The sequence below is a fragment of the Clostridioides sp. ZZV14-6153 genome (assembly GCF_020657855.1).
Classification (GTDB): Bacteria; Bacillota; Clostridia; order Peptostreptococcales; family Peptostreptococcaceae; genus Clostridioides.
Map to the genome: position 1 here is coordinate 1 of NZ_JAGWCZ010000004.1, position 12,611 is coordinate 12,611.

13 protein-coding genes are annotated in these 12,611 nt (G+C 28.4%); 3 read left to right on the plus strand and 10 right to left on the minus strand.

Annotated elements, in window-relative coordinates; all coding sequences use genetic code 11:
* Positions 1–360: 360 nt before the first annotated feature.
* Positions 361–1,302 (plus strand): delta-lactam-biosynthetic de-N-acetylase, encoded by a 942-nt coding sequence (pdaA, locus tag KGF46_RS06830; RefSeq protein WP_227861882.1) that lies wholly within the window; start codon positions 361–363, stop codon positions 1,300–1,302.
* Positions 1,303–1,537: 235 nt separating this feature from the next.
* On the opposite strand, the gene KGF46_RS06835 is transcribed toward pdaA, so the two are convergent.
* The 7 genes from KGF46_RS06835 to glyA form a co-directional block, all read right to left on the minus strand.
* Positions 1,538–2,911: a hypothetical protein gene (locus KGF46_RS06835; protein ID WP_227827489.1), complete on the minus strand. Its 1,374-nt coding sequence runs from the start codon at positions 2,909–2,911 to the stop codon at positions 1,538–1,540.
* Positions 2,912–3,033: 122 nt separating this feature from the next.
* A complete protein-coding gene (locus tag KGF46_RS06840; protein WP_227854608.1) occupies positions 3,034–4,356 on the minus strand; it encodes a sensor histidine kinase in 1,323 nt (440 codons plus the stop codon).
* Entirely contained in the window at positions 4,349–5,053 is a 705-nt protein-coding gene (locus KGF46_RS06845; protein ID WP_227854609.1) for a response regulator transcription factor, read from the minus strand. The genes KGF46_RS06840 and KGF46_RS06845 overlap by 8 nt, the downstream gene beginning before the upstream one ends.
* Positions 5,054–5,231: 178 nt before the next feature.
* A complete protein-coding gene (locus tag KGF46_RS06850; RefSeq protein WP_227842606.1) occupies positions 5,232–6,296 on the minus strand; it encodes a lysylphosphatidylglycerol synthase transmembrane domain-containing protein in 1,065 nt (354 codons plus the stop codon).
* A 2-nt stretch (positions 6,297–6,298) separates the two neighbouring features.
* Entirely contained in the window at positions 6,299–6,997 is a 699-nt protein-coding gene (locus KGF46_RS06855) for a polysaccharide deacetylase family protein (protein ID WP_227861883.1), read from the minus strand.
* Entirely contained in the window at positions 6,988–8,085 is a 1,098-nt protein-coding gene (locus KGF46_RS06860) for an MGDG synthase family glycosyltransferase (RefSeq protein WP_227827494.1), read from the minus strand. Before KGF46_RS06860 ends, KGF46_RS06855 begins: the two co-directional genes overlap by 10 nt.
* Before the next feature lie 247 nt (positions 8,086–8,332).
* Positions 8,333–9,577 (minus strand): serine hydroxymethyltransferase, encoded by a 1,245-nt coding sequence (gene glyA / locus KGF46_RS06865; RefSeq protein ID WP_227827495.1) that lies wholly within the window; start codon positions 9,575–9,577, stop codon positions 8,333–8,335.
* A gap of 317 nt (positions 9,578–9,894) precedes the next feature.
* Here glyA and KGF46_RS06870 point away from each other — a divergent pair, with 317 nt between their 5' ends.
* Together KGF46_RS06870 and KGF46_RS06875 are read left to right on the plus strand one after the other, a co-directional pair.
* The gene (locus KGF46_RS06870; RefSeq protein WP_227827496.1) at positions 9,895–10,683 is read left to right on the plus strand and encodes a threonine/serine exporter family protein; all 789 of its coding nucleotides are present in this window, start codon (positions 9,895–9,897) and stop codon (positions 10,681–10,683) included.
* The gene (locus KGF46_RS06875; protein WP_227434511.1) at positions 10,683–11,156 is read left to right on the plus strand and encodes a threonine/serine exporter family protein; all 474 of its coding nucleotides are present in this window, start codon (positions 10,683–10,685) and stop codon (positions 11,154–11,156) included. The genes KGF46_RS06870 and KGF46_RS06875 overlap by 1 nt, the downstream gene beginning before the upstream one ends.
* An 88-nt stretch (positions 11,157–11,244) precedes the next feature.
* On the opposite strand, the gene KGF46_RS06880 is transcribed toward KGF46_RS06875, so the two are convergent.
* The 3 genes from KGF46_RS06880 to KGF46_RS06890 are packed head-to-tail and all read right to left on the minus strand — an operon-like array spanning position 11,245 to position 12,437.
* Positions 11,245–11,685 carry a SoxR reducing system RseC family protein gene (locus tag KGF46_RS06880; RefSeq protein WP_227827497.1) on the minus strand — a complete coding sequence of 147 codons (441 nt, stop codon included), beginning with the start codon at positions 11,683–11,685 and terminating at the stop codon, positions 11,245–11,247.
* 14 nt (positions 11,686–11,699) lie between these two features.
* A complete protein-coding gene (locus KGF46_RS06885; protein ID WP_227434509.1) occupies positions 11,700–11,993 on the minus strand; it encodes a metal-sensitive transcriptional regulator in 294 nt (97 codons plus the stop codon).
* 42 nt (positions 11,994–12,035) lie between these two features.
* The gene (locus tag KGF46_RS06890) at positions 12,036–12,437 is read right to left on the minus strand and encodes a hypothetical protein (protein WP_227827499.1); all 402 of its coding nucleotides are present in this window, start codon (positions 12,435–12,437) and stop codon (positions 12,036–12,038) included.
* Positions 12,438–12,611 lie beyond the last annotated feature (174 nt).

Sequence of the window (12,611 nt, forward strand, 5' to 3'; positions counted from 1 at the left end):
ATCAAACTCTCAAATAAAAGTTTATCAGGCTCAGATACTATTGTTATCAAAATATCTGGCTTTATGGTTTGTTTCTTGTTTTATAAATTAACCTACTGTTTAATTTTCAAAGTTCATTTTATTAAATCAATCATTTTGTACTCATTATTTTCTTGTTCCTTGTTGAGCACATTTATTATAATAACACCTTATCCTAATATGGTCAACTACTTTTTTACATTTTTTCTTAAATTTATTAATTATTCATATTTTATAATACTATTGCGACTTTATTTTCAAATATGTAACTATTATTAATAACAATTTCCAACTATAATAATACTATATATAATTACTATTAATTTAGAAGGGAGCTATAAAATGCTTAGAAAGATACTATACTTTTTGACAATACTTTCTATATCTATTTTTTTCATTGTTGGATGTTCAAACTCACAAAAAAAACAAAACACAGACCAGAATAAAGAAATATCAACGCAAGAAGATTCTCAAAATGTTGATGATAGTAAAGATACTTCCAATATAACTGTTTCAGATGGAACAGACAGTCTATCAAATAAAGATACTGTAAACAATGATAATGAAAAATTAGACGTGTCATCTTTGGATAATACCGCTCTTGATTGGTTTTATATACCAAATACTAAACATCAAACTCCAGAAGTAAATACTGATATCAAATTTAATTTTTCTGACTATAGTGCTATATATAATGGTCCCATCAAAGATGGTCAAAAAACATTATATCTTACATTTGATGAAGGTTATGAAAATGGATATACATCAAAGATACTAGATGTTTTAAAAAAAAATAAAGTAAAGGCTGTTTTTTTCGTTACATCTCCATACATAAAAGAAAATAAAGATTTGATAAAAAGAATGGTTGCAGAAGGTCACATAGTTGGAAGCCACAGTAAAACGCATCCTTCTATGCCAACAAAAACAAGCAATCTAAAAAGCTTTAATAATGAATTTGAAGATGTTGAAAAACTTTATAAAGATTTAACTGGAAAAAATATAGTTAAGTTTTTCAGACCTCCTATGGGTAAGTATTCAGAAAAAAGCTTAGCAATGACTAAAAATCTAGGCTATAAAACTATATTTTGGAGTTTCGCATATAGGGACTGGGACACTGAAAAACAACCATCACATGAGGAAGCCAAGAAAAAAATAATGGATAATTTACACGATGGTTCTATCTTATTACTACATGCTGTTTCTAAAACTAGTACAGAAATTCTAAGTGATTTTATATCAGATGCTAGAAAGCTAGGATACAATTTTGAACTTCTAAATTATTAACATTTAGAAGTATATTTAAAAGCTATACTTTAAGTATAATATTTATATATTAATTTACATAAACGATTTCAAATTAAATACTTCCAATAAAAAATAGATGTATAGTTTTTACATAAACAAAAGTCTTTTGATAGGTAATAACTGTGCATCTATTTTTAATTTATATAATCTTTTATTTTTAATTTATATATAAGTTTTGTTAATCTACAAGTAAAATAATATTAGTTTTTATTTGCTAAATAATGAATACTGCTACTATAGTTGTTACAATGAGTCCTGTTATAACAGGAATAAAATTCCTTTTTGCCAACTCAATAGGACTAACTCCACAAATTGCGGCTGCTGAAATAAGCCCCCAAGGAACTAGACATCCTCCACCAACCCAAATACCACTAATTTGACCTAATGCTGCTAATGCACCAACACTTGCATTAATAGCAGTTCCAAATACAGATGCAAGTGAACCAACTAATGAAATTCCAGAGAACCCAGAACCATCAAGCCCAGTTATTGCACCTACTACAGTTTCTATACCTGATACTGCAAATTTATTAAGTGGTATCGTTTGAGAAAGAGCTATCCCTATATCTGATAATAATCCTTGAGAACCAGGGGTTAATACCTTTCCAAATACACCAGTTAAAGGTGCAACTTCTCCCATGTAGAAAAACGCTGCTATTGGTATAATCGCACCAAATATCTTTATACCAAACACAAAACCATCTATTATATTTTCACACACATTTTCAAGACTATCTTTGCCGAAATTTATAGTATTTATAATAATTATTAGAAACACTGCTGTTCCTCCTAAAAGAGCTGATGCATCTCCTCCTTTTAGGTCAAACATATACATAGCAATTATATCAGCAAGAAATCCTAAAGCTACTAAAATAGTTGCTATCTTAGATTTTCCATTAAATTCTTTTACTTCTTCACTTTCAAAATCTTTAAGCTCTTCTCTAAACATTCCTTTATTGATATCCCTTTTTAATGTATAAAATGCCATCGATATCGTTACAATTCCCATTACCCAAAATAAAATCATACCATCATTTATGACATATGATACTGCTACTCCTGCTGCACCAGCTGTTATACTTGGAGCTCCCTGAATAACAAAGTCTGTAGATAAGGCAAGACCATGACCAAATAAGTTTAATGCTACTGCAACACCAATCGCTGGTAATCCAGCTCTAATAGCAACAGGTAAAAATACAGCCCCAACTAAGGCAACAGCTGGAGTTGGCCAGAAAAACCAAGAAAGAATCAACATTACAAATCCAGTTACAAAAAATGCTGTGTTAGAATTTCTTATAACTTTGGAAAATGGTCTTACCATATACTGTATGGCATTATTCGCTTCTAGAGCTTTAGATAAAGCTACCATAATTGCTATAATTAAAATAATCGGTCCCAACTCATTTAAAGATATAATAAACGAGTTAAACACTGCTGTTATAGCTCCAAAGATATTTTTTTCAAAGAATAACCCCATGAAGAAAACACCTAATATACATGGTACTATAGTATCTTTTTTCATAAGCATAGTAATTAAGATAATTACCATAAATACAATGTAAATATAATGCGCTCCTGTTAAAACCATATTATTATGTCCCCTTTTTTTAAGATAATAATATTATATGGTCTTACAAGTAAACTTGTTACTTGGTCATAGGTACATAACAATTAACATATGCAGTACTTAGCAGTACTTAATTGAGACATTTATGATTCATTTACTGGAATAGATATTTCAATAGAAAACTCTTTGTCACCTGAGTTTACATTTATACTTCCATTGTGATATGCAATTATCTTTTCACAGTTTTTTAAGCCAATTCCAAAACTTTCTACATTTTTATGAATGTTACTAACTTTGTTTTTTTGTATAATTAGCAACTTACCATCTTCAACTTTAATTAAAAATACTATTGGTCTATCCCTTCTTGCATACTTTATTATGTTAGAACATAAATTATCAAATATTCTTCTAAATTGTGTTACATCTACATAAATATGATATTGGTTATAAAGTTCATTCTCTATTTTTATATGAAACCCCTTTTCTTCCAATGTATATGAACTATCTAAAAGCAGTTGAAATATAAATTCATTTGCATTAATCTTTTCATACTTTTTAGACACTTCTTCTTCCGAATTAACAAAATGTGTAAAAAGGTCATCTGTCAAATCTTTTATCTGATATGCCTTTAATCTTACATTTTTTATATATTGCTCCAATTGCTCAGGGCTATTATACTTATGATCTTTAATTAAATCCAAATAGCAAATTACTGATGTCAATGGAGTTCTGACATCATGTGATATAGAAGTTACTATATCTTTATTTTTATTCTTCATTTCTCTTTCTTTTATAAGCTGATTATCAAGTGCTTGACTCATCTCATTAATACTAGATGCAAGTGATGATAATTCATCGTTCCCCTTAACAGGAATTCTATACTTTAAACTACCACTTTCTACTATCTTTATACCCATCTCTATTTTTCTTAGATATTTAATCTTTCTACTCAACAACAATAAAAATGTTACAATAAATGTAATTGCCATAAATGTGATAGAAACAGCATCTATAAAGTTTTGAAATCGAAATCTAAACAGTGCTACTATAACTACACTAGCTTTAATATCAGAAAATTGTATCTCATAATGTCTAGCCATAGAGCTACTATAAAATTCATTTTCTTCACTCTTATCAGGTAACTCATTTGGGTAGTACAATGTATCATAAAAAATCTTATCTCCTTCATATACTTTCATAGATACAAACCAATTGTCATTATTCCAATTTGATATATCTTCTACATCATTTGAACTTATATTTTTATCATTCACATAGATTTGAAAATCGTCCATTAACTGGTCTGCTTCTCTTTTAAAATATGTTTTACCTTCTGATACATCCTTTACTATTGACTCAACAGCAGAATAAAATGGTATATTTAAAATAAAAGCCACCCCAGCTGAGATTACTACATATACCAATAGTATGACACCCAACTTTGATGGCTTAATTTTGCTAATCAATATAGTACCCCTTTCCCCATGCAGTTTTTACATATTGTGGATTTTTCTGATCTTTCTCTAGTTTTTTTCTTAAATTTCTAATATGTACCATTATAGTATTATTTGCTGTATAAAAATATTGCTCATTCCAAATACTTTCATATATATTTTCAGACGAGAAAACTTTTTTTCTATTTTTTAGCATAAGAACTAATATGCTATATTCTATAGTTGTCAAAAATATAGTTTCTCCATCCAATATGACATCTTGAGTATCCAAATTTACACATAAACCTTTTGTTTGCAATATATTTGGCTCCTTATTCTTTTCCTTCCCCTGATATATATAATAACGTCTAAGTAGTGACTTAACTCTTGAAATTAACTCAGAATATGAAAAAGGCTTTGATAAATAGTCATCTCCTCCTGCTGAAAACCCAATAACCTTGTCGGAATCTTGAGTTTTCGCAGTTAGAAATAATATTGGAGCTGTTGTTTTTTCTCTAATCTCATTACATGCAACAAACCCTGTCTTTACTGGCATAACAACATCCAAAATAATCAAATCAATTGTACTGTCTACTAAATTTACGGCCTCTTCTCCGTTCGTCGCCATAACAACTTCATAACCTTCGCCAGTCAAAAGTATTTCTACAATTTCCCTAATTTCTGGATTATCATCAGCTACTAAAATTTTTTTTGGAATCTCTTTTATCATCGCTAAGCTCCTTTTTACTATATTTCTTAAATATTTAAAACTATATAAAATATTATACTTTATTAGTAAAAGCTTAGCAATGTCATACGTTTTAATACTTTCTACTATTGTAAGCGCTCTTAAAGTTTAATCAAAACGTATACACATATCACTTATATAAAAAATAAACTATACAATACTATCTTACATAAATAACTTCTTTTACTGACTTAACTTTTTCAGAAGACTTAACATGTGCTACAATACATACTAAACCACTTATAGCAACGAATGCATAAAAACTTATTCCTCTGCTAAGTAACATCGCTGGAACTAGTAAATGACCTGGGAAAAATATCTTAAATAATATCATAAAACTATTTTCAGATGCTCCAACAGCTCCTGGTAATGGTAAAGATGAAACAGCAATATTAAGTAATGATTGTATTGCTAATATTTCAAACACAGTATATGTTGATAGATGGAAAGCTTTGTATACAAAGAATGGTACTAAAAACATAGCTGTTATTTGCACAATAGTTATAAGTAAAATCTTAATTACTAACTTTGGATTTTGTTTTATATATTGAGCACCTTTAATATATTCTTCAATTTGAGAAGTTATCACTTTTCGTGAACCTTCAACATCTTTTATTATTCTTAGTTTTCCTAATAAATTTGTTATGGATATTATGAAGTTATTTACTAATTTTTTTGAAAATATAACTGCAATTACTCCAACAACAAGAGCAACATTCGTTATTACACCATATATCAATAAAATATTCATCCCTCTTACATTGTTTAGTATAAATTCACGTTCCATAATGAACATTATTCCGCTATATGCCAATACAACAACTTGGTGAATGACAACAATAACTAATAATATAAGTGAAGAGTAAGATATGTTTATATCATCCTTCTTCATGTAATAAACTTGTGCTGGTTGACCTCCAGATGCTGAAGGTGTAATTGAGCTAAAATAAAATCCAACAAACGCATATCCCATACATTTTAAAAAAGTAGTTTTTTGATTTAAAGCCTTCATACCTAAATATATATTTATACCTTCGCAAGCAACATATATAAACATCATTGCAAATCCAATTAATATAAACACAGGACTTGCACCTTTTAATGATTTTATTAACGATTCAATTGATTGACCTCTAAAAACAAAGTATCCAGTTATGCCCATTAGTAAAACTAAGAAGGCTACACTACCTAAGGATTTATTTCTCTTTTCAGTTTTACTTATCATAACTACATCCTTTCTGGTGTTACAAATTTGAAACCACTGGCTTTAAGTTTTGGAATAGCTATCTTTAATGCTTCAATAGTACGTTCAGGTGCTCCAACTGCCCCTCCTGAGTTTTCTCCTGCATCATGCAAACAAATTATAGAATTTTCTTTTGTTCTATCTATTAATTTATTTACTATAATCTCTACTGTGCTATCTTTACTCCAATCTTCTGCCATTACATCCCATAAGGTCATTTTTAAATTATATTTTTTAACAAATTGATTTGAAAATATATTAGTATGCCCCCATGGTGGACGATAGTAGTTTACGTCTACACCTAAATTTTTCATTATATCTGTACTTTCAATAAAATCTTTTTTAACATAATTATAACTATAAAGCCATGCATTCTTATGTTCTAGTGAATGTAAGCCAACTATGTGATTTTCTCTTAACATTCTTTTTATAATTTCAGGCTCTTTTTCAGCATTCTTTGCCACTACGAAAAACATGGCCTTTATATCATTTTCTTTTAGTACATCCAACAATTTTTCTGTATACCTTTTGTCTGGTCCATCATCAAATGTAAGAGCAATTTCATTCTTCTCAGTCATATTTTTCAATACATCTTTATTTAATAATTTATTATAATATGTAGGCATAATTGAATGGATTAAAAAAATCAAAGCAACAACTATAATTAAACCTACTACATACATTCTCTACACACTCCTTGTCCATCAAATGAAAATAAAATATTTTCTAATGTATTATTATCAAATTGTTTTTTAAGTTTTTTCATATTCAAACTCATTTCTTTAAGTTTAACATCATCATAGATTAAGTCTTTTATCTCATCTACATAGTATTTTTTATTTTTATCAAGTATTTTTCCAATTCCATTATTTAATATAAAATCAGCATTATTTATCTCTTGTTGCAAAAATGGATTGAATGCTAATATTGGAAGCTCTGAATAAATTGTTTCAAATAATGTTATTCCACCTGGTTTAGAAATAATAAGGTCAGCATTTTCCATATATTTGTATACTTCGTTAGTATAGCCTACAACCTCAATATTTTCATATCTATTGTACAATTTATAGTACATTTTTTTATTATTGCCAGTTATTACAGTAGTTTTTACTCCTTCTAAACTATTTAGCTCTTTATAAAATTGTTCTGACTTAGGTAATAAACCTAATCCTCCACCCATTATAAGGATGTTTTTTTTATCTAAATGATTTATATGTTCTATTTTTTTAAATTCTTTTTTTACAGGTATTCCATTAACTTTTATTTTATCTTCATCTATTCCTTTTAAAATAAGTTCTTCTTTAGTAGATTCACTAGCTACTAAGTAACAATCTGTATTTTTACTAATCCATTCTGAATGGCTACTTATATCTGTTATACATGTTATCAAAGGAAGATTTGAGTTATACTTTTCTTTATATCTTGATACTACTTGAGAACAAAATGGAAAAGTTGAAATAACTACTGTTGGTTGTATTTCATTAAGTAACTTGTCTAATTTAGTTAAGAAATAATCTGAAAAGGTAAATTTTATATCCTTTTTTCCATTTTCAGTACACTTGTAAAATAAATTATAAAGACTGCTTCCCCGATTTACAAGAATAGAAAAAGTTTTATACATTTTATCTGAGTAGTTAGGCATAATATATTCAAATATATCTTTAATTATTATTTCAGAATTATTAAATTTTGTTTTTATATCTTCACTTAAAGAGTTTGATGCTGAGTAATGACCCATACCAAATTTTCCTGTAAGAATTAATACTTTCATAAGATTCCCTCCTCATTAGAGCCTTTAAATACCTTTAATTACTATATTTATAAGTATAAACTTTAAATCTTTAGAAAAACCTAGTATAATTCTTAAGAAATCTTAAAGTTTTAATTAAAAAATACAAAACCCAATTAATATTGGAAGCTATCTCCTAATTAATTGGGTTTTATCTTTATATATATATTTAAATATAAATACTATTATTGTAATTATTTAAATATCTCTTATTTAATTATACTTTTAATTAATCCATAATATTATATTCTTCATATAGAGGATAATTTTCAGTTAAACCAACAACCAGTGTTCTTGCTTTAGATTCTTCATCATAAGTTAAACATAGGTCTATAGCCTCGGCAATTATTGCCATATCTTCCTCTTTCATGCCTCTAGTAGTTACAGCTGGAGTACCAAGTCTTATTCCACTTGTAACAAGTGCTCCATTTGGATCAAATGGTATTGTGTTTTTATTAGCAGTTATATAAGCATCATCTAATCTTTTTTCTGCTGCTTTACCAGTTATATTTTTATTAGTTAAATCTAATAATATTAAGTGATTATCTGTTCCTCCAGAAATCAATTTAAAATCTCTCTTAATAAGTTCTTCAGCTAAAGCTTTTGCATTTTTAGCAACCTGTTGTTGGTATGTTTTAAATTCATCACTTAAAGCTTCTTTAAAACATACTGCTTTAGATGCAATTATATGCTCAAGAGGTCCCCCTTGAATTCCAGGGAATATTGCTTTGTCTATAGCTTTAGCATATTTTTCTTTACAAAGGATAACTCCTCCACGAGGCCCTCTTAAAGTTTTATGAGTTGTTGTTGTAACAAAATCAGCTACTTCACATGGATTTTGATGAAGACCAGCAGCTACAAGACCTGCTATATGAGCCATATCTACCATAAGTAATGCTCCAACCTCATCAGCTATTTCTCTAAATTTTTTAAAATCTATCTCTCTAGGATATGCACTTGCTCCCGCAACTATCATTTTAGGTTTTACTTCGTGTGCTATTTTTCTAACATCATCAAAATCTATAAGTCCACTATCTCTATTTATTCCATATTCATAAAATTTATAATATTGACCAGAAATATTAACTGGAGCACCATGAGTTAAATGCCCACCTTGAGATAAGTTCATTCCCATAACAACATCACCTGGTTTTAGCATAGCAAAATATACACCAATATTTGCATTTGCTCCAGAATGAGGTTGAACATTAGCATGTTCTGCTCCAAATATCTTTTTAATTCTATCTATTGCAAGAGTTTCAACTTCATCTATGTACTCACATCCACCATAATATCTTTTGCCTGAGTAACCTTCTGCATACTTATTAGTAAGATGACTTCCCATAGTTTCCATTACTGGAACTGATACTATATTTTCAGATGCTATCAACTCAATATTCCTTTGTTGTCTTTTTAACTCTCTTTTCATACTTTCATAAATCTCAGGGTCCGCTTTTTTCAAGTTCTCAAACATATTACTCCTCCTAGTTATTATTTAAATTTTACTTTTACAGACATTTCATAATTTTCATTTTTATCAATATGATAATTTATTATTATAGTCTTTTATAAATTAATAGTCAAGTGTTTTACTACTTTTACATGTTTACTTTCTGTATTTTAAGTTAAAATATAATAAATAATATTGTCTAATTCTTTTAATTGGATATAATTTAAATGTGACTATTTTTAAATAAAAAAAAGATAATATAATTTATATATATATAAGGAATATTACTTAAAAATTTGATATAATTTCAATATTATGTTTTTTAATTTGGAGGTGTATTTATGAATCAAAATGAGGAACTTGAATATAAAAAAAATATTCTAAAATTAGCTCTATTTGTAGGGGAACTTATGATAAAAAATGGAGCTGAAACATCTAGGGTTGAAGACAGTGTCCTTAGAATCTGCAGGTCAAGAGGATTTTATCATGTAAATATTTTTACAACTCCTACAGTAATAATTATTTCAGATGAAAAATTTGACGGTTTTTCGTTTATGAAAACTATTCAATCAAGAGGTATAAACTTAAATAAGATTTCCTTATTAAACAGTTTTTCTCGAGAATTTGTAAATGATAAAGAGTATGATATTGATACTGCTATTGCACGTCTTTATGAAATACAAGAGGTAAAACCTTATCCTTTATGGTTGTTTTACTCTTGTACAGGAATTGCATCTGCTTGCTTTGCTTGCTTGCTTGGAGGGAATTATATATTAAATTTTATTCTTACATTTATAATAGCAATATTTGCTGCAATTACTTATGATAAAACCATGAAGATAAGTGCAATATCTGCATTTTCATGTTTAGTATCTTCTTTTTTAATAGCACTTTCAGGAGTTTTACTAGTTGAAATAGGTATTTTGAGTGACCCTAAAATGCTCATAGTTGGAGCAATAATGCCACTACTCCCAGGAGTTGCTTTTATAAAAGCCATCAGAGATTTAATATCAGGTAATTTAATATCAGGAATTTCTCGTGCTTTCGATGCTGCTATGATTATTATTGCAATTGCTTCTGGAGTCGGTTTTGTCCTTGATACATGGTATAGAATTGGAGGTTCTTTCTAATGACTGATATGTCGATGATTTTACATTTTTTATTTTCAGGCATTGCAACTGCTGGATTTGCTGTCTTTTTTAATGCACCACTTTATCTACTTCTTCCAGCTGGAATAACTGGTGGAGTTGGTTGGATTGTGTATGTATATTTATTTAATTTCACTACGAACTCAATTTTTGCGGGTTTTATAGCTGCTGCTTTGGTTTCAGCGTGTAGTGAGATATTGGCTAGAAAACTAAAGCAACCAGCTATTGTATTTGTAATTCCAGGGATTCTTCCTCTGATACCAGGAATTGGATTATACAATACAATGTTATCTTTAATTCAAAAAAATTATGATTTAGCGATGTCAAAAGGTACTGATGCACTATTTTTAAGCGCTGCAATATCGCTTGGTGTATTGGTTGTAACTTCTTTTGTAAGAACATTAAACCTTTTGAAAATACGAAAGAATTTTATTCCTCAAAGAAAATCAAAATAAAAATATAAAAATAGCAATGTACCTAAATCCTATAAATATACATTAAGCATTTATAAGAGTACATTGCTATTTTTAAATTGTAATCATTTTAAAGGTCAATTAATATTCTTGTGATTACTGGTATAAATTCTCTACTATCTCTAAATTTTTTATCATTTTTCTTTAAATACAAATAACAAATTACTGTAAGACAAATCCCAACTAATCCACTTATAGCTTCAACCCCAGAGGTCATGCCAATTGCTTCCAATATATAGTATGTTCCTATTGTTCCAACAAGAAGCGCTACAAGAGGTATTATATAAGCCATCGCAGCTGCTTTTAATACATTCATGTTATCCATACTCACTTCTACATGGTCACCAACCTTCGCACCAATTGTATTGTCTACCTCTACTAGTATCTCTTTTGACTCTGATGAGTCAGCAGTAGCACATTTTCCACAAGCAGCACAAGCTGAGTGTCTTTGCATTTTTAATTTTGCAGTTCTATCATCAACAATCTCCATAATAAATCCTTGTTGATTCATACCTAACCGCCCCCTTATTTTGTAAATTTATTTATGGTATCCATAAGTTCTTTTATCATCTCTTCAGTTTTTTCACTATCATCATGTTTGATACTTTCTGCTACACATCCTTTTATATGATTTTCCAAAATAATTGTGCCTACTCTATTTATAGCAGACCTTATAGCGGATATTTGAACTAATATATCAACACAATAACGCTCCTCTTCTACCATCTTTTGTATTCCTTTAACTTGACCTTCTATTCTTTTTAATCTTTTTATAAGAGCTTCTCGCTCATTGTTTGGTGCTAATTTTCTTTCTTCCATAAATTCACCTCATACTCTTATGATGTTCTATACAATTATGATTTACTTACCAATTTGCTTAAAATATAATACAGTTATTACTATTATAAATGCTAAAATTGATATTGCTATAGACCTGCTCTGATGCTTAGTTTGCTCCATACTTAATTTACCATTCATTTTAAACCCTGCTAATGGAAATAAAAATATAACTAATGCGTCAATTCCAAGTACAATTTGGGCTGCAATAGTCCATTTGCTCAAAAAGCAAAATATTCCACCTACACCTAAAAGAACCTCTAATATATTTATAAACTTATACGTAGGTTTTTTTATTATATATTCTTCAATTTTTTCCTTACATTCTGTACGACATGGATATATATCAGTATTGTCATCGTATTTTATAGCCAATTTATTATTTGGTGACTTTATATCCCTGTTACAGTAAAGACATTTTTTCATTTTATGTTCTCCTCATAGTATTCCTCTTAAGAAATTTTATCTAAATTATTATCGTTTCAATACTATTATACCAAATAGATACAAAAAACAAAAATAAAAGGACTCATTTTAGCTATTTCTTTTATATTACTACTTAATTTATAATAATAGTTAGACAAAATTATTTATATTTAG